Genomic DNA, 16,782 nt, shown 5'->3' with positions numbered 1-16,782 from the left:
AGGTTGCCATATGTGGGACGACGGTGTAGCGCAGACGCGAGCGCCGCGCGTTTTCCGCGCGATACCCTTCCCAATGGCACAGGACCATCGATCGTGAGCGAAATCCGTCTTTTCGTCACCACCACCGAGCAGCAGGCAAATCGTATCCTCGACCTCATGAGCTTCGCCTTCGGCGAAGAGGACTATGCGATCGCCACGACCGAGATCGACGAGAAGAACGATGTCTGGCAGGCCTCCGTCTATCTGATGGCCGACGAGGAAGCCGAGGTGAACGAGCGTGTCGTCGCCCTGCTGGCGGAGGAGTTTCCCGATCTTCCGGTCGAGCGTGAAGTCATTCCCGACATCGACTGGATCGCCAAGTCCTTGGAAGGGCTGACGCCAGTCAGGGCAGGGCGCTTTCTCGTTCACGGTTCGCATGACCGCGACAAGGTGCAGCCGAACGATGTGGCGATCGAAATCGACGCCGGGCAGGCGTTCGGGACCGGTCATCACGGCACGACTGCGGGCTGCCTTGAGGTGATCGAGGATGTTACCCGCTCGAGGCCGGTCGCCAATGCGCTCGATCTCGGTACGGGCAGCGGCGTGCTTGCCATCGCTGTGCGCAAACTTCTGCCGGTGCCGGTGCTGGCAACCGATATCGATCCGATCGCCATCCGGGTGGCGCGCGAAAATGCGCGGCGCAACGGCATCGTCGAGGGCATCGATTTCCGCGTGGCGCCGGGTTTCCATTCGACCGCTTTTCGTGAGCGCGGCCCGTTCGACCTGATTATCGCCAACATCCTTGCGCGGCCGCTGATGAAGATGGCGCCGCAGCTTGTCGCCAATCTGGCGCCCGGCGGGTCAGTCATTCTTTCAGGTATTCTCGCAGAACAGCGCTGGAAGGTGCTGGCCGCCTATAATGGCGCAGGCCTCGCCCATATCCGCACCATCTGGCGCAACGGTTGGGTGACCATCCATCTGCGGCATGAAAGCCACCGTCGGTAAGAGGTGCCGACTGACGGCAGTTGCCATATTGCAATCGCAGCATTGCGATATATGCATGACGATCAGTTCAAGGGATTGAAAAGCAAAAAGGCGGCATCACCGATGCCGCCTTGCTGGACCGGTCTTGCCGGTCCGTTCCCGCGAGCCTTGGGAGGATCGCTCAAGCGGGAATACTTTCCGTTCAGATTGCCGAGAGCCTTTCGTTGCGGTCTCCGGTTCTCAGAAAAATGCGTGCTGCCGCTCCTTGCGGCGAAGTTCTTCGCGCGAGACGCCCATCTGCTGCAGGGCCTTGTCGTCCATGCCGAGAAGGGCGCCCGTAACATAGCGCTCCGCTTGCCGCTCACGAGCAGCGATGAGGTGCCGATATGCGTTGCGGAAAAATGAACCTGCCATCATCTCTCTCCTTCGTCGCGCTGTGTGAGCCATCAATGGTGTGAATATAGTTCGTGCGATGCGGCGCAGTGAGTGGGCTTGCCTCAAGGGTGCTATGCGTTCCTCGCATTGGTCGAGCGAAAATACGATCCAAATGACGTCTTCTTGTGCAGATTTGAGCGATTTTGAAGTTCTTATGGTGCGGTGCGTCATTTCGCTGTGCTGTGTGCCTACGGTTGGAAATGGGCAGCAGCGTCCGGGCTTGCTATAAGCGGAGCCACGAATCCTTCAGGCAGGTAGTCTCTCCATGTTTCAGTCCTTTGACGTCACCTCCACTCCGCAATACGGCCGCGAACGCATCGAGGCGCTAAGGGCGCAGTTCGCCGACCTCGGCATCGACGGTCTGCTCGTGCCTCGCGCCGACGAATATCAGGGCGAATATGTGCCCGCTTCGGCCGAAAGGCTTTCCTGGCTTACGGGTTTCACCGGTTCGGCAGGTCAGGCGCTGGTGACGGCGGGGCAGGCGGTGGTTTTCGTCGATGGCCGCTATACGACTCAGCTTGCCCAGCAGGTCGATCAGTCGGTCTTCACCGGTGGCGATCTCGTCGGCGAACCGCCGCACCTATGGTTGCGCGGGCATGCACATGCCGGTTTCCAGCTCGGCATCGACCCCTGGCTGCACACGACGGCGGAGGTGCGGCGGCTGGAAAAGGCGCTTGCCGAGAAGGAGGGCGCCGTTGTCATGCTCACCCGCAATCCCGTTGATGCGATCTGGGAGGACCGACCGGAGGAACCGCTTGGCACTGTCACGATACAGACCATTGCCTATGCCGGCTCGCTGGCGCGCGACAAGATCGCCAAGATCGCCATGGATCTGAAGGAGCGCGGGCTCGCCGCGGTACTGATTACCGATCCATCCTCGGTCGCGTGGATATTCAACATTCGCGGTTCGGATGTGCCGCATACGCCCCATCCCCTGGCGCGCGCCATCATCCATGCCGACGGGAAGGCGGAGCTTTTTCTCGACAAGCGCAAGACCGGCATCGAGGCGGAGGCCTATCTCGGCCAGCTTTGCGAGCAGGTCGATCCGGAGCTTCTGACCGGCCGCCTGGCGCAGCTTTCCGCCAAGGGCGCCAGCATTCTCGTCGATCCGGATCTCGCGCCCTTCGCGCTGGTGGAACTCATCCGCCTTCACGGCGGCAATGTCGTCGAGGGCGCGGACCCGGTGAGGATTCCGAGGGCGACCAAGAACAGCGTCGAACTGAACGGCTCGGCGGCGGCGCATCTGCAGGACGGCGTGGCGGTAACCGAATTCCTCTCCTGGCTGGACGGGCAGCACCCCGGCACGGTTACCGAGATCGCTGCGACGAAGGCGCTGGAAGAGGCGCGGGCGCGGGTCGGCGAGCGGATGCAGAACCCGCTCAAGGATATCTCCTTCGACACGATTTCCGGCGCCGGCGAACATGCCGCGATCATTCACTACCGGGTGACGACGGAGACCGACCGGCCGCTCAAGTCGGGAGAGATGTTCCTGATCGATTCCGGCGCGCAATATGTGAACGGAACCACGGATATCACCCGCACCGTCGCGATCGGTCCGGTGCCGGACGAGCAGCGGCGGTTCTTTACCCTTGTGCTGAAGGGCATGATTGCGATCAGCACCGCGCGTTTTCCGAAGGGAACGAGAGGCTGCGATCTCGATCCTCTGGCCCGTATCGCGCTGTGGAAGGCGGGAGCGGATTTCGCCCACGGCACGGGGCACGGGGTCGGTTCCTATCTCTCCGTGCATGAAGGACCGCAGCGCATTTCGCGCCTTTCAACGCAGGAACTGCTGCCGGGCATGATCCTCTCCAACGAACCCGGCTACTATCGTCCCGGTCATTTCGGCATCCGCATCGAAAACCTCGTCTATGTGCGCGAGGCGGAACCCGTCGAGGGCGGCGATCAGCCGATGCTCTCCTTCGAGACGCTGACTTTCGTGCCCATCGACAAATACCTCGTCGACACGGATCTCCTGACCGACGAGGAACTGCGCTGGCTCGATGCCTATCACGAAAAGACTCGCGAGGAACTGATGCCGCTGATCCATGATCCCAAGGCGCGGGAATGGCTGGAGCGGGCGACCGCACCCTTCCGCGGCGAGGCCTGATCCGGTCGTTTCAATCCGGGTGCGCGCGTCACATCAGGAACTGACGCGCCGCCATCACCACGAGCCAGCCGCCGGCGAGCATCGGGATCGCCGAGTAGCGCAGCCCGATCAGCAGCGAAGCCGCCATCGCGACCTTGACGTCGAGCCCGCCGGAAAAGAAGGCGGGGGCGACCAGGGTTGTCAGAACGGCGGCGGGAACCGCGTTCAGGGCCGCCTCCAATCGTGGTGGCATGGTTTTCAGCCGTTTTACCAGGATGTAGCCGGCGATGCGGGTGAGAAAGGTGGCTATGGCGGCTGCCGCGATCAGCAGCGTCATGTAGGGCGTCAGGAGCGTGCTCATCGGACAGCCTCCTTCTCCGCGACATTTCCGGTCTTCTTCGGCGGCAGCAGTGCGGCGAGCACCACGCCGGCGATGGCGCCGATGCTGACGTGCCAAGGCGAGCCGACGAGCTTCTGGGCGGCGATGGAGACCACGGCGCTAACCGCGACGATCAAAAGGAAGTTGCTGCGTTTGCGGAAGCCCAGCACGAGACCCATGAAATAGATCGGCAGCAGGACGTCGATGCCCCAATTGGCCGGCTCGCCCATTACTCTGCCGAGCAGCCCGCCGACCGTGGTCATGGCGACCCAGGGAATGTAGATCGTCATCGCAAATCCCATGTACCAGGCGAAGGTCACGGGACGGCTGGTTTCACCGCGCGTCAGCGTTTCGGCAAATTGCGGGTCGGTTAGAAGGAAAAAGCTTGCGGCTTTCTGCGCCAGCGTGAAGTGGCTGACGAAGGGCGCGATGGCGGCCGAATAGAGCACGTGGCGGAAGTTGACGGCGAGGATCGACAGTACGATCACCCAGAGCGGCACGGAATGGCCGAACAACTCGATGCCGACGAGCTGGCTTGCGCCGGCGAAGACGCTGGCGCTCATCAGTGTCGCCTCGGCAACCGTCTGGCCGTTGGCGACCGCGACCGCACCGAAGAGCGCCGCAAAGGGCATGGTGGAAAAAAGGATCGGCATGCTGCCGCGCATGCCCTCGATAAAGTCGCTTCGCATCATTCGTCTCTATTGTGGTCTGCCTCTCACTGTCGCAAAAGGCTTTGATATACAAACCAATTCGCGTGATGGCTGATCGCGCGGAATTGATCGCGACCGCAACCTCGCGGATGTCGGCAGGGATTTCTTGAACGAAAGGAACGGCGGCCATGGCCAAGCCCGATTTTTCTCCCGAGCAGCTGGCGGTGCTGGTGAAAGCCGTGCAGAAGCATATCGACACGGAATACGACCTGAAACTCGGCCGTTTCGAGGCGGAAAACCTGATCGCGTTCATGGCAGGCACCATTGGCGCGCTTCTCTACAATCGCGGCCTGCATGACGCGCAGGCGCTGCTCGCACGGCAGGTCGAGAGCCTTGGCGATGCGATCTATCAGATGGAGAGGCCGGTCGGAGCTTGAAGCTTCGCCTCAGGCGGGGATTTCGACGCTGAAGGCAAAGCAGGCCTTTTCACCCGGCGGCAGTATCGTGGTGAAGGGCCGTGCCGCAAGGTCGTCTGACGCGCCCATGGCTGCGGCGGTGCCGTGCCAGGGCTCGACACAAAGGAAAGGTGCACCGGGTTTGCTCCAAAGGGCAAGGTTCGGCAGGTTCTCGAAGCGGAAGCGAAGGACCGCACCGCCATCGACGCCATAGGTGAGCGCTGTTCCGGCCCCTTCCAGGAAAATCATCGCGTCATCCGCGAACATTTCGGAGGAAACCTGGAGCTTGCCTGCCGCGAAGGGCGAGGCAAGGCGCTCCGGGCGGAGGAGCCCATCCTCAAGTCTTGCAAGCGGCGGCTCTGCCCCGTTTTCGAGTTCGACCACATGCGGCTTGCCGTCACCATCGGGAAGCGGCCAGAGGAAGGCGGGGTGAAAGCCCAGTCCGAAGGGCAGGGGCTTTTCGTCGAGGTTGTCCACCTCAGCGGTGACGGTAAGGGTGTCGCCGTCGAGAGAGTGGGTGAGCGTCAGCGCGAACTCGAAGGGGTAGACGGCCCGTGTTGCATCCGTTGCCGCGAGCCGGTGCGAACAACTCGTTTCGGTCCGGCTGGCGAGCGCGAATTCGCTGCGACGGGCAAAGCCGTGCTGCGCCATCTCCATCTGCCGTCCGTCAACGGTCAACCTATTGCCGGGCGCTTTTCCGACAATCGGAAAGAGAATGGGCGAGCGTCCCGACCACCAGGCGGCGTCACCGGTCCAGAGCCATGAACGGCCATCGGAGGAGGACAGCGACTGCATCTCCGCGCCGAGAGAGGAAACCTCGACGGCAAGACGGTCATTGGCGATCCTGACGATTTCCGGCATGGCTGGTCCCTTCGATTCCCGTTGGCGTACCATAAGAGCGGACGCCCGGAGGTTTCAATCGCGGAAACCGCCGGAGCGGTCAGCTTTTCGGACGCGGCTGGAAGGTGTGCTCCGGGCCGGGGAAGGTGCGCGCCCGGACTTCGCCGGCATAATCCGCAGCGGCCTTCGAAATCACCTCGGCAAGTTCGGCATAGTGCTTGACGAAGCGCGGCTTGAAGTCATTGAAAAGGCCCAGCATGTCGTCGGAAACGAGGATCTGGCCGTCACAGGCGGGGGATGCGCCTATGCCAATCGTGGTGGCGGATACCGCGGCGCTGATCTCGCGGGCAAGCGGTTCGACCGTGCCTTCGATGACCATGGCGAAGGCGCCGGCTTCGTCGATGGCGCGGGCGTCGCGGCGGATTTTTTCCGCTTCCTTGTCGCTATGGCCCTTTGAGCGATAGCCGCCGGCGGTGTTCACCTGCTGTGGCATCAACCCGACATGGCCGAGCACCGGCACGCCGCGGTCGACGAGGAAGGCTACGGTCTCGGCCATTTCCGCGCCGCCTTCCAGCTTCACGCCGTCGCAGCCGGTTTCCTTCATGATGCGGGCGGCCGAGCGGAAGGCCTGTTCCTTCGATTCCTGGTAGGAGCCGAATGGCATGTCGATGATGACGCAGGCGCGGGAGACGCCCCGCATGACGGCCTGGCCATGGGCAATCATCATTTCCATGGTGACGCCGACCGTCGTATCCATACCGTAGAGAACCATGCCGAGGCTGTCGCCGACCAGCAGGAAATCGCAGTGGGGATCGAGCAGGCGCGCCATGGGCGTCGTATAGGCGGTCAGCGACACGACGGGCCGATTGCCCTTGAGCGCGGCGATGTCTGCCGGGGTAAGACGCTTCTGGCGGGGTGGTGTGCTCATTTTAGGCGGCCTCCCTGCCTCTGGCTGAGCCGGCGTCGATCACGCGGTTGTCGAGCAGCCTGGTTTTTCCGATGCGGACGTAGAGCAGGACCAGAAAAGGTCCGTCGAGGACGCCAAGCGGTATCAGCGTATCGGGATGGCGTACCGCCACGACTTCCGGTGTCGCCAGCGGTTCTGCGGCTATGAAGGCGGAAAGCATGCGCTCCATCGTGGCGGGATCGGTCACGCCGAGCATGCGCAGTCGCAGCGCCTCGTCGAGCGCCTTCGGCACGATGACCGCAGCCGAGCGTTCCTTCTCCGAGAGGTAGACGTTGCGCGAGGAGCAGGCGAGGCCGTCTGCCTCGCGCACCGTCGGCACCGGCACGACCCGCACCGGCTGGGCAAGGTCCTCGACCATGCGGCGGATGATCGCCACCTGCTGGTAATCCTTCTCGCCGAAATAGGCCGCATGGGGCTGGACGATGTTGAACAGCTTGGTGACCACGGTCGCGACACCGGCAAAATGGCCCGGCCGGGCGGCGCCTTCGAGCTCGCCCCCGAGTGCCGGCACGTCGACAACGGTTTCCATCGGTCGCGGATACATGTCCTCGACGCGCGGCGCGAAGAGGAAATCGACGCCGGCGCGTTCCAGCATCTTGCTGTCGCGCGCGAGGTCGCGCGGATATTGATCGAGGTCCTCGTTCCTGCCGAACTGCAAAGGGTTCACGAAGATCGAGACGACGGTGACGTCGTTTTCGGCACGAGAACGTTCCACGAGGCTCATATGGCCTTCATGCAGATAGCCCATGGTCGGCACGAAGCCGATGTCGCGGGCGGCGCGGCGATGAGGGGCAAGCCGCTGCCGGAGGGCGGAAATAGTTGTGACGGTCTCCATATCGGCTCCTCCCGATTGACGCGACGGGCTGCACTAGCGCCGTTCCCGCAAAAAGGCAATCCGCTGAATCGGTTGGAGCTTTTTCTCAAACGATTATATCAGTGCTTCTGACGACCTCGATTCCGCTGGCCTTCATTTCGGCGATGGCAGCTTTCACGCCCTCCGGGTCGATGCCGCGTGAACCATCCTCGATGAAACGCACCGTGGCGCCCGGCAGCATGTCGACGGCGTCGAGTGCTGAGAACTTGACGCAGTAATCGGTGGCAAGGCCCATGATGTCGAGTTCGTTGACGCCGTTTTCCTTCAGGTAGGTGTCAAGGCCCGTCAGCGCCGAGCGATCGTTGTCACGGAAGGCGGAGTAGCTGTCGACAGCGGGGTCCTGGCCCTTTTTCTGCACGTAGTCGATTGCGGCGGTGTCGAGCGCGGGATGAAAATCGGCATCGCGGGTGCCCTGCACGCAATGATCGGGCCACATCACCTGCGGCTTACCGGAGAGTTCGCCCATTTCGAAGGGAGCCTTGCCGGGATGCTGCGAGGCGAAGCTGCCGTGATTGGCCGGGTGCCAGTCCTGCGATGCGACGACGAGCGTGTAGCGGCCGCTCGCCATCAGCACATTGGCGACGGGCACAACCTTGTCGCCATCCGCCACCGGCAGGTTGCCGCCGGGGCAGAAGCCGTTCTGGATGTCGATCAGCAGCAGAGCCTTGGTCATTGGCGTTCCCTTCTTGTCTGTATGCGCCGCAAGATGGCAAGCGGCGGCGGTCGGATCAAGGGTGGGGCTGCGTTGTCCTCCGTCTTTCTCCGATGCCGGAAATCCTAGGCGGGCAAGCGATGGGGGCGATGTCTTGTGTCGCCTTCGGGCGTCACGCTCTTGCCCTGCCACGGGCGACCGCCGATGGGTTTGGGGTCGGCTCGACTGGCGTCCTGCCGTCCAAATGGCTCCGCTGTGGACCGGAGCCGGTTATCTTCCCCGGGCGCTTTTTCAGTTTATGCGTCGATATCCTCATGGAACAAAATTGCTGCGGTTGCGTTTCCGCCTTGGCGGAGGCACGTCTCCGCTGTCTGAGAATTTATTTCCATAACGAATTGGAAAAGACATGGTCGTTGTCCTTACCGCCGTTCTGTTCGGCGCAATCGGGCTTGTGCTTGCCATCGGCGGCGTCGAGCTCGTCACCCTGTCCGGCAGCCCTTTCTATCTTGCCGCTGGCATCGTCTTCATCCTCACCGCAATCCTGCTTCTCATGCGCCGCCAGGCGGCGCTCTGGCTCTACGGGCTCTTCATCCTCGCCACGCTCGGCTGGGCCATTCTCGAGGTCGGCTTCGACTGGTGGCAGCTCGGGACGCGGGGAGGGCTGGTTATCCTGCTTGCCTTCCTGCTGCTGTCGCCGGCGCTTCGCCGGCGCCTGAACGGTCTCGGTGCGTCGCCCTGGCCGGTGGCCGTTCCGGTGCTGGTCTCGCTCGGCGTGGCCGGCTACTCCCTGAGCATCGATCCGCTGGACAAGGCCGGCACCTTGCCGACGGAGGCGGTCGTTCAGACGCCTGCCTATGGCGGGGAGGTGGCCGACGCGGAATGGCACCAGTACGGACGCACGCCATTCGGCCAGCGTTACTCGCCGCTTGCGCAGATCACGACCGAAAACGTGAAGGACCTGAAGGTCGCCTGGACGTACCAGACCGGCGATGTGAAGCAGCCTGGAGATGTCGGAGAGACCACCTATCAGGTGACGCCGCTGAAGATCGGCAATCGCCTTTATCTTTGCACGCCGCATAACTGGGCGATCGCGATCGATGCGGCGACGGGCAAGGAAATCTGGAAATACGATCCGAATGTCGGGCTGAATCCTGACCGCCAGCACCAGACCTGCCGCGGCGTGACCTATTATGCCGATCCGGCCGCGACGGCGGGAGCCGAATGCGCCACCCGCGTCTACCTGCCGACCTCCGATGCGCGGCTGATCGCGCTCGATGCCGAAAGCGGCAAGGTGTGCACGAGTTTCGCCGAGAACGGCGTGCTGCACCTGGAAACAGGCATGCCCTACAATCCTGCCGGCTACTACTATTCCACCTCGCCGCCGGCGGTCGCCGCCGGGAAGATCATCATCGGCGGAGCGGTCAACGACAACTATTCGACACAGGAGCAGTCCGGTGTCATTCGTGCCTTCGACGTGCATACCGGAGCGCTGATCTGGAACTGGGACAGCGGCAATCCGACCCGGACCCAGCCCATCGGCGAGGGCGAGACCTATACGGCCAACTCGCCCAACAGCTGGTCGGTCTTCTCGGTCGATGAACAGCTGGGCCTCGTCTATATCCCGCTCGGCAACCAGGTTCCGGACCAGATCGGCATCGGCCGCAGCGAGCACGTGGAGAAATATTCCTCCTCGATCGTCGCGCTCGATATCAATACCGGAGCAGACCGCTGGGTGCGCCAGACGGTCCATCACGATCTCTGGGACATGGACGTTCCGGCCCAGCCCGTGTTGCTCGACATCACGCAGCAGGACGGGACGGCGGTGCCGGCGCTGGTCGGGCCGACCAAGCAGGGCGATATTTACGTTCTCGACCGGCGGACCGGGGAGCCGATCGTTCCGGTCAGCGAAGAGCCCGCGCCGGGTGGCGCCGTCGAAGGCGACTTCACCGCGCCGACACAGCCGCTTTCGGCTCTGACGTTCCGGCCTCCAAAGCTGGAAGAGAAGAACATGTGGGGCGTCACGCTGATCGACCAGATGGCGTGCCGGATCGCCTTTCACAAGCTGAAATACGAGGGGCAATACACGCCGCCGTCGCTGCAAGGCACCCTGGTGTATCCCGGCAATTTCGGCACTTTCAACTGGGGTTCGGTTGCCGTCGATCCGGAGCGTCAGGTGATGTTCGGCATGCCGACCTATCTCGCCTTCACCTCGCGGCTGGTGCCGCGCGCCGAGGTCCCGCCGCGCGGGCAGGACGAGAAGGGCTCGGAGCAGGGCCTCAACCGCAATGACGGCGCGCCCTATGGCGTTTACATGGGGCCGTTCCTGTCGCCGCTCGGCATTCCGTGCCAGGCGCCGCCGTGGGGCTATGTCGCCGGCGTCGATCTGCGAACCGGCCAGATCGCCTACAAGCACAGAAACGGCACGGTGATGGACATGGCGGCGCTGCCCTTGCCCTTCAAGGTTGGCGTTCCAGGTATCGGCGGGCCGATAATCACCAAGGGCGGCGTCGCGTTCCTCGGAGCAGTGGTCGACAACTACCTGCGGGCCTACGATCTGACCACCGGACGGGAGCTCTGGAAGGCAAGGCTGCCGGCCGGTGGGCAGGCGACGCCGATGACCTATGCGCTGGACGATGGCAAGCAGTATGTCGTGATGGTGGCCGGCGGCCACGGCTCGGTCGGCACCAAGCCGGGCGACTACGTCATCGCCTATACCTTGCCCTGAACCGCTTGGCGTCTCACGAGGAGCCGGTCTCTCCGGACGCGAATGTCCGGGGAGATCTGCCGAACCCATGAAATCTGAGGGCGAAACCGAACGTTAACCATGTGGACCTTACACACATATCGTAACGTAAGGATGCTTCGTATGAGTGATTTCGCCGCCAACGGCCAGACTGCCCCTTCCATTGCCTTCTTTCCGCTGGCCGGTCGACGGGATCTGATTCGTCGATCCGCCGTCGAGCTCGATCGCCTCAACGGACACCACGCGGTGAAATACTGGCGCACCGTCTGCCGCTCGCTTGGCGACGAACTGCTTGCCCTTGGATGCCCCGAAGAGGAAATGCGCGCCGAAATCATGGATTTCCAGGCCGCCGTGCAGGCTGAACTGATGTGGCTGCATCGTGGGGAAGAGGCCCGGGGCTGAGCGCCTCAGGCGGCCACGCCCCGTTTTCCGGCCACCTTGCCTTCCGACTTTCGATGGCCTGACGCGTTTCTCGGTTCCACGGACAGGCGATATCCGGCGAGCAGGGCGACCTGCGCCAACGCCGCGAACAGAATTTTCTGCAACCACACCGGCTTTCCCGCGATGTAGAGGTGGTCGCGATAGCGGTGCAGGCACAGAGCGATCACCAGCAGCTTCACCTCGCCGTTTGGGCCGAAATAGTCGGGCCGGTCTCGGGTCCATTTCGCCAGATTCAGGAAGAACCGCTGGTGTTGTTGCGGGTTCGAGAAGACGACGGTCGCCCGGGTTTCGCCCGCATAGGCATTGCGGAAGAAGTGGCTGACGCCCATCGGCACGGTGATCGTCTGACCCGCCTCGACGAAATGCTCGACGCCGTCCAGCGTGACGGAGAGGCGGCCATACCGGACCGTGAAAATCTCGTCCGTTTCGGGGTGAATGTGGGCGATGGCGTTTCCGCCGCCAGAGCCGCCCTCGCCAAGGATGACGTCCATCCGGCTTTCGGGCTGATCGTCATAGGGATGGGTGAAGACGAAGGTCTCCCGGTTGAAGTGGTTTAGAATCTGGGTATCCGGCCTGATGAGCTCAGACATGGTGTTCCTCGCAATCTTTGGTGCTGGTTGATGCCGCGGGGTTCTTCCCGTCGCGCTTCAGCCGTGTAAAATGCGGTTGCTTCAGGTTCAAACACCGTTCCTGCGGTTGCGTTCACCGGATTTGCATAGCCATGGCGCCACGCTTCGACGTCGATGATCTGCAGCACTTTCTCGCCGTCAGCGAAACGGGCTCGACGCTTCGGGCATCCCGGAAGCTCTCGGTCAGCCAGAGCACAGTCTCCAGGCGGATCGCGGCGCTGGAAGGGGCCCTCGGCATCCGGCTTTTCGACAAGTTGCGCACCGGCTACGTGATCACCGATGAGGGGCGGCAGCTCCTGGCCTCGGCGTCAGCCGTCAGGGCAGCCCTCGATCAGTTTTCGGTGTCTGCCGACGCGCTTGGACGCGGTATCCAGGGCATCGTCCGTTTCAGCACAGCCGAGCCGCTGGCCGAGATCCTGTTGCCAGAGATCACTCGTCAGCTGCAGGAGAAATACCCGCTCATCCGGCTGGAGGCCGACACGACGCGGGTGATCCGCGATCTGTCCCTGGGGGAGGCCGATGTCTGCCTGCGGGCGGCGCAGACTTTGGACGCGCCGGGCCTTTTCGGCCGTCGGCTCGCGGTTGATCGCTGGAGCCTTTATTGCTCGCAGCGCTACGCAGAAACGCGCGGTGTTCCGAGCAGCGAGGAGGAACTGGCCAATCATTCGCTGGTCGGCTTCACCGGCGATGCAGGCTCACGCCCGGCCTTCCAGTGGAGCCATGCGAATTTCCCGGCCGCCGCCATCATCCTGCGACAGAATTCAGTGCCCGCCTATTTTCAGAGCGTGCGTTCCGGCCTGGGCGTCGGCTTCTACTCCGACTTCGTCGCGGCCGCCTGTCCGGACCTCGTGTGGTGCTTTCGGCCCGACCTGCCACCGGCTCTGGAGATTTGGCTGCTCACCTCCGAACGGCTCAAGCACGATCCGCGCGTCCGGGCGGTCATGGACGTCGTCAAGGGTGTGGTCCGTCAGCACAAGCTGACGATCCGGGATTAGGACACGGGCTCCACGAAGCCGTCCAGCACGCGCTTTTCGCCGGCGCGGTCGAAATTGATCGTCAGCTTGTTGCCTTCTATCGCCGCCACGTTGCCGTTGCCGAACTTGATATGGAACACCCGGTCTCCGACGGCGAATTTCGATGGCGTGTCGGCCACCGATTTCGCCACCAGTTCGCCCTCGATGGTGCGGGCGCGGGGGCCGCTTTCACCGTAACCGATGCGTTCGACGGCGTGGCCGGAGCGGCTGCCCCAGTTGTCGCGGGTGGCTTCGCTCTTGTTCTGCTGAGCACGCTTCCAGCCCGGCGTGGAATAGGAATTGGCGAAGGGATCGGCCTTGTCGAAGCGCGACTGGCCGTAGCCGCCGCGACCATAGCCGCCATAGGACTGTTCGGTCTGGGCGACCTCGACATGGGTGACCGGCAGTTCGTCGAGGAAGCGCGACGGCATGGTCGATTGCCATAGGCCGTGGATACGCCGGTTCGATACGAACCAGATGTGGCAGCGGCGCTTGGCGCGGGTGATGCCGACATAGGCGAGGCGGCGTTCCTCCTCGAGGCCGGCGCGTCCGCCTTCGTCGAGTGCCCGCTGGTGGGGGAAGAGGCCTTCCTCCCAGCCGGGCAGGAAGACGGTGTCGAATTCCAGACCCTTGGCCGAATGCAGCGTCATGATCGAGACCGCGTCCATGTCCTCGTTCTGCTCGGCATCCATGACCAGCGAAACATGTTCGAGGAAGCCGCGCATCGATTCGAAGGCCTCCATCGAGCGCACGAGTTCCTTCAGGTTTTCGAGGCGACCGGGCGCATCCGCCGACTTGTCGTTCTTCCACATGTCGGTATAGCCGGACTCCTCGAGGATCTGCTCGGCAAGCTCGGTATGTGGAGTCGTTTCAAGCAGTTCCTGCCATCTCCTGAACATTTGAATCACGTCGAACAGCGCCTTGCGGGCCTTCGGCTTCAGTTCGTCGGTTTCGACGATGTCGGCTGCGGCGGCAAGCATGGGAATGTCGCGGGCGCGGGCATAATCATGCAGCGCGCGCACGGTCGTATCGCCAAGGCCACGCTTCGGCGTATTGACGATACGCTCGAAGGCAAGATCGTCGGCAGGCTGGCAGACCAGCCGGAAATAGGCCATGGCGTCGCGGATTTCGAGGCGCTCGTAGAAGCGCGGACCCCCGACGACACGGTAGTTCAGGCCGAGAGTGACGAAGCGGTCTTCGAACTCGCGCATCTGGAAGGAGGCGCGCACCAGGATCGCCATGTCGTTCAGATTGTGCTTCCTGCCATCGGCATCGCCGCGCTGCAGCCGTTCGATCTCCTCGCCGACGGCGCGGGCTTCCTCTTCGCTGTCCCAAGCGGCATGGACGACGACCTTTTCATCGTCTGGCTCCCGCCGGTCGGTGAAGAGTGTCTTGCCGAGGCGGCCCTCGTTGTGGGCGATCAGGTGGCCGGCCGCGCCGAGGATGTGCTCCGTCGAGCGGTAGTTGCGTTCAAGCTTGATGACCTTGGCGCCGGGGAAATCCTTCTCGAAGCGCAGGATGTTGTCCACTTCGGCACCACGCCAGCCGTAGATCGACTGGTCATCATCGCCGACACAGCAAACGTTCTGCGGAATGCCCTGCGGGCGCTGCGCGAGCAGGCGCAGCCACATATACTGCGCGGTATTGGTGTCCTGATACTCGTCAACGAGGATGTAGCGGAATTTCTGGTGATAGTCCTTCAGGACATCGGGGTTTGCCCGGAACATGCGGATCGGGTGTAGCAGAAGGTCGCCGAAATCGCAGGCGTTCAACGATTTCAGCCGGTTCTGGTAGGCTGCGTAGAGTTCGCGGCCCTTGCCGTTGGCGAAAGCGCGGGCGTCGCCTTCCGGGATCTGCGATGGGTCCAGCCCCTTGTTTTTCCAGCCGTCGATCATGGCGGCGAACTGCTTGGCCGGCCAGCGCTTGTCGTCCAGTCCTTCGGCCTGGATCAACTGCTTGATGAGGCGCACAACATCGTCGGTGTCGAGGATGGTGAAATCGGAGGTGAGGCCGACAAGCTCCGCATGGCGGCGCAACAGCTTGACGCCGATCGAGTGGAAGGTCCCGAGCCAGGGCATGCCTTCGACCGCGCCGCCGACCAGCATGCCGATGCGTTCCTTCATCTCGCGCGCTGCCTTGTTGGTGAAGGTCACGGCGAGGATCTGCGAGGGAAAGGCACGGCCGGTCGCAAGGATATGGGCGATGCGGGTGGTGAGCACGCGGGTCTTGCCGGTGCCGGCGCCGGCAAGCACCAGAACCGAGCCATCGGTGGTCTCGACCGCCTCGCGCTGCTCCGGATTGAGGCCGGCGAGATAATCCGGGCCGCGGGCCTGATCGCGGGCGGCCATGGCGCGCGCCGCAATGCCGAGGCCGCCCGACGCCGGCTCCGAACCGGAGGTCGCGCCGGTTGCCGGCTTGCGCGGTGCGGGCTCTTCATCGAAGAAGGGAATGTCGTCGAAACCGTTACTCATGCGGCTCAATGTAGTGATTCGGGATGGAAAGGCGAGTCAAGATGTTCTCCTTTCATTCCGACATCACCATGATCCGCAGGGAAAACCTTCGTGATCCGGCCTACTGGAGATCCGCCATCAGCGCGTCAATCTCCAGGCTCCACTCGCCTTTCCAGCGTTTCTTCGTCCGTTCGTCCAGCCAGCTTCCGTCGATGGCGTTCATTACGGTCGCGCGGATATCGGCGGGAGAAAAGCCCAGGAAATGGGCGGCCTTGCGGTATTCCTCACCGAGATCGGTGAAGAACATCGGCGGATCGTCGCTGTTCAGCATGACCTTCAGGCCGGACTCCTTCATCCTGCGGATGGCGTGATCCGGGCTCGTCAGGTCATGCCAGGGTGAGGTGATGGCACTGGTCGAGGGGCAGACGGTGAAAAGGATGCCTTCGTCGCGGCAGCGACCCATGAGTTCCGGATCGTTGACCACGTGATAGCCGTGGTCGATGCGGCGGACCTTCAGCGCGTCTAGCGATCCGCGGATGAAATCCGCAGGCCCCGTCTCGCCGGCGTGGGCGGTGACCCTCAGGCCTGCCGCGCGGGCACGTTCGAACAGGGCGGCGTAGGGCTCCGGCGGGAAGGGGGCTTCGTTGAAATCGAGGCCGATGCCGACGAGCTTTTCATCGCGGCGCGCGAGGATCATGTCGAGAAATTCTTCGCCTGCTTCGGGGCCGAGTTCGCGGTTGATGCCCGGCGCGCAGACGCTGAGGATGCCGAAATCCTTCTCGGCGTCGGCGATGCCGGAGAGAATGCCGTCCATCTGGGTGTCGAAACTGACCCCATGGGGGAAATGCACCTGCGGGGAGAAGAAGAACTCGACGTAGCGCGCGTTGTGGGCGGCGCAGCTTTCGAGCATCTCATAGGTGATGCGACGGTAGTCGTCCGCCGAGACCACGCTGTCGGACACAGCCGTATAGATCGCCAGGAAGTCCTTGAGATTGTCGTAGTGGTAGAGTTCCTCGACCTTCTTGAAGGGCGGCAGCGTCACGCCGTTTCGGGCGGCAAGCTCGACGGCGGTCCGGGGACGGATCGAGCCCTCAAGGTGCAGATGCAATTCCATTTTCGGTATGCGGGCGAGAAATTCATCCAGCGTCAGCATTGTTGGCTACCCGATTTACAAGAATGGAACATATTGAAAAAACGGCGAGCGG

At 63.0% G+C, this 16,782-nt stretch carries 16 protein-coding genes; 6 read left to right on the top strand and 10 right to left on the bottom strand.

All coding sequences use genetic code 11. The features are described 5' to 3' along the window. Nucleotides 1-93: 93 nt before the first annotated feature. Entirely contained in the window at nt 94-984 is an 891-nt protein-coding gene (locus ACLBKR_RS10340; RefSeq protein ID WP_112828044.1) for a 50S ribosomal protein L11 methyltransferase, read from the top strand. A gap of 219 nt (nt 985-1,203) precedes the next feature. On the opposite strand, the gene ACLBKR_RS10335 is transcribed toward ACLBKR_RS10340, so the two are convergent. Next, entirely contained in the window at nt 1,204-1,377 is a 174-nt protein-coding gene (locus tag ACLBKR_RS10335) for a hypothetical protein (protein WP_414901676.1), read from the bottom strand. A gap of 286 nt (nt 1,378-1,663) precedes the next feature. On the opposite strand from ACLBKR_RS10335, the gene ACLBKR_RS10330 reads away from it, so the two are divergent. After that, complete coding sequence (locus tag ACLBKR_RS10330; RefSeq protein WP_113466311.1) at nt 1,664-3,505, top strand: aminopeptidase P family protein; 1,842 nt, start codon at nt 1,664-1,666, stop codon at nt 3,503-3,505. 28 nt (nt 3,506-3,533) lie between these two features. Here the strand turns inward: ACLBKR_RS10330 and ACLBKR_RS10325 are convergent, their stop codons facing one another. Next, a complete protein-coding gene (locus ACLBKR_RS10325; RefSeq protein ID WP_112828046.1) occupies nt 3,534-3,845 on the bottom strand; it encodes an AzlD domain-containing protein in 312 nt (103 codons plus the stop codon). Continuing rightward, entirely contained in the window at nt 3,842-4,555 is a 714-nt protein-coding gene (locus ACLBKR_RS10320) for an AzlC family ABC transporter permease (RefSeq protein WP_113466310.1), read from the bottom strand. Before ACLBKR_RS10320 ends, ACLBKR_RS10325 begins: the two co-directional genes overlap by 4 nt. 146 nt (nt 4,556-4,701) lie before the next feature. Here ACLBKR_RS10320 and ACLBKR_RS10315 point away from each other — a divergent pair, with 146 nt between their 5' ends. Beyond that, a complete protein-coding gene (locus ACLBKR_RS10315) occupies nt 4,702-4,950 on the top strand; it encodes a DUF2164 domain-containing protein (protein ID WP_113466309.1) in 249 nt (82 codons plus the stop codon). 9 nt (nt 4,951-4,959) lie between these two features. Here the strand turns inward: ACLBKR_RS10315 and ACLBKR_RS10310 are convergent, their stop codons facing one another. From ACLBKR_RS10310 to pncA, 4 genes are all read right to left on the bottom strand, one after another. Continuing rightward, a complete protein-coding gene (locus ACLBKR_RS10310) occupies nt 4,960-5,829 on the bottom strand; it encodes an aldose 1-epimerase family protein (protein ID WP_113466308.1) in 870 nt (289 codons plus the stop codon). A 79-nt stretch (nt 5,830-5,908) separates the two neighbouring features. After that, on the bottom strand, nt 5,909-6,736 hold the full coding sequence (gene panB, locus ACLBKR_RS10305; RefSeq protein WP_113466307.1) for a 3-methyl-2-oxobutanoate hydroxymethyltransferase: 828 nt from the start codon (nt 6,734-6,736) through the stop codon (nt 5,909-5,911). A gap of 1 nt (nt 6,737) precedes the next feature. Then, a complete protein-coding gene (gene panC, locus ACLBKR_RS10300; protein WP_113466306.1) occupies nt 6,738-7,610 on the bottom strand; it encodes a pantoate--beta-alanine ligase in 873 nt (290 codons plus the stop codon). 85 nt (nt 7,611-7,695) lie between these two features. After that, nucleotides 7,696-8,322, bottom strand: coding sequence for a bifunctional nicotinamidase/pyrazinamidase (pncA, locus tag ACLBKR_RS10295; protein ID WP_414901671.1), 627 nt, complete (start codon nt 8,320-8,322; stop codon nt 7,696-7,698). A gap of 385 nt (nt 8,323-8,707) precedes the next feature. Here pncA and ACLBKR_RS10290 point away from each other — a divergent pair, with 385 nt between their 5' ends. After that, nucleotides 8,708-11,026: a glucose/quinate/shikimate family membrane-bound PQQ-dependent dehydrogenase gene (locus ACLBKR_RS10290; protein ID WP_414901669.1), complete on the top strand. Its 2,319-nt coding sequence runs from the start codon at nt 8,708-8,710 to the stop codon at nt 11,024-11,026. Nucleotides 11,027-11,167: 141 nt separating this feature from the next. Then, on the top strand, nt 11,168-11,446 hold the full coding sequence (locus ACLBKR_RS10285; protein ID WP_112828054.1) for a DUF6074 family protein: 279 nt from the start codon (nt 11,168-11,170) through the stop codon (nt 11,444-11,446). A gap of 5 nt (nt 11,447-11,451) precedes the next feature. On the opposite strand, the gene ACLBKR_RS10280 is transcribed toward ACLBKR_RS10285, so the two are convergent. Beyond that, nucleotides 11,452-12,075, bottom strand: coding sequence for a cupin domain-containing protein (locus tag ACLBKR_RS10280; protein ID WP_113486917.1), 624 nt, complete (start codon nt 12,073-12,075; stop codon nt 11,452-11,454). Between the two features lie 131 nt (nt 12,076-12,206). On the opposite strand from ACLBKR_RS10280, the gene ACLBKR_RS10275 reads away from it, so the two are divergent. Continuing rightward, on the top strand, nt 12,207-13,109 hold the full coding sequence (locus ACLBKR_RS10275; protein WP_414901666.1) for a LysR family transcriptional regulator: 903 nt from the start codon (nt 12,207-12,209) through the stop codon (nt 13,107-13,109). On the opposite strand, the gene ACLBKR_RS10270 is transcribed toward ACLBKR_RS10275, so the two are convergent. Both ACLBKR_RS10270 and add read right to left on the bottom strand, forming a co-directional pair. Next, nucleotides 13,106-15,598, bottom strand: a complete 2,493-nt coding sequence (locus ACLBKR_RS10270) for a UvrD-helicase domain-containing protein (RefSeq protein ID WP_113447286.1) — start codon at nt 15,596-15,598, stop codon at nt 13,106-13,108. The two genes, ACLBKR_RS10275 and ACLBKR_RS10270, sit on opposite strands and share 4 nt — an antisense overlap. Nucleotides 15,599-15,698: 100 nt before the next feature. Continuing rightward, nucleotides 15,699-16,730 (bottom strand): adenosine deaminase, encoded by a 1,032-nt coding sequence (gene add, locus ACLBKR_RS10265; protein ID WP_113447287.1) that lies wholly within the window; start codon nt 16,728-16,730, stop codon nt 15,699-15,701. Nucleotides 16,731-16,782 lie beyond the last annotated feature (52 nt).

This window comes from Paenirhizobium cremeum (genome assembly GCF_047553425.1).
Classification (GTDB): Bacteria; Pseudomonadota; Alphaproteobacteria; order Rhizobiales; family Rhizobiaceae; genus Allorhizobium; species Allorhizobium cremeum.
The sequence above is the reverse complement of the archived record's forward strand: the minus strand, read 5'-3'. Positions and strand labels throughout refer to the sequence as shown.

Excerpts from the sequence above, each read along its gene's own strand:
- ACLBKR_RS10275 (WP_414901666.1), top strand. The coding sequence starts at position 12,207 with ATGGCGCCACGCTTCGACGTCGATGATCTGCAGCACTTTCTCGCCGTC.
- ACLBKR_RS10325 (WP_112828046.1), bottom strand. The coding sequence starts at position 3,845 with ATGAGCACGCTCCTGACGCCCTACATGACGCTGCTGATCGCGGCAGCC.
- panC (WP_113466306.1), bottom strand. The coding sequence starts at position 7,610 with ATGGAGACCGTCACAACTATTTCCGCCCTCCGGCAGCGGCTTGCCCCT.
- pncA (WP_414901671.1), bottom strand. The coding sequence starts at position 8,322 with ATGACCAAGGCTCTGCTGCTGATCGACATCCAGAACGGCTTCTGCCCC.
- ACLBKR_RS10280 (WP_113486917.1), bottom strand. The coding sequence starts at position 12,075 with ATGTCTGAGCTCATCAGGCCGGATACCCAGATTCTAAACCACTTCAAC.
- ACLBKR_RS10320 (WP_113466310.1), bottom strand. The coding sequence starts at position 4,555 with ATGATGCGAAGCGACTTTATCGAGGGCATGCGCGGCAGCATGCCGATC.
- ACLBKR_RS10335 (WP_414901676.1), bottom strand. The coding sequence starts at position 1,377 with ATGGCAGGTTCATTTTTCCGCAACGCATATCGGCACCTCATCGCTGCT.
- panB (WP_113466307.1), bottom strand. The coding sequence starts at position 6,736 with ATGAGCACACCACCCCGCCAGAAGCGTCTTACCCCGGCAGACATCGCC.
- ACLBKR_RS10315 (WP_113466309.1), top strand. The coding sequence starts at position 4,702 with ATGGCCAAGCCCGATTTTTCTCCCGAGCAGCTGGCGGTGCTGGTGAAA.
- ACLBKR_RS10290 (WP_414901669.1), top strand. The coding sequence starts at position 8,708 with ATGGTCGTTGTCCTTACCGCCGTTCTGTTCGGCGCAATCGGGCTTGTG.
- ACLBKR_RS10270 (WP_113447286.1), bottom strand. The coding sequence starts at position 15,598 with ATGAGTAACGGTTTCGACGACATTCCCTTCTTCGATGAAGAGCCCGCA.
- ACLBKR_RS10285 (WP_112828054.1), top strand. The coding sequence starts at position 11,168 with ATGAGTGATTTCGCCGCCAACGGCCAGACTGCCCCTTCCATTGCCTTC.
- ACLBKR_RS10310 (WP_113466308.1), bottom strand. The coding sequence starts at position 5,829 with ATGCCGGAAATCGTCAGGATCGCCAATGACCGTCTTGCCGTCGAGGTT.
- add (WP_113447287.1), bottom strand. The coding sequence starts at position 16,730 with ATGCTGACGCTGGATGAATTTCTCGCCCGCATACCGAAAATGGAATTG.
- ACLBKR_RS10330 (WP_113466311.1), top strand. The coding sequence starts at position 1,664 with ATGTTTCAGTCCTTTGACGTCACCTCCACTCCGCAATACGGCCGCGAA.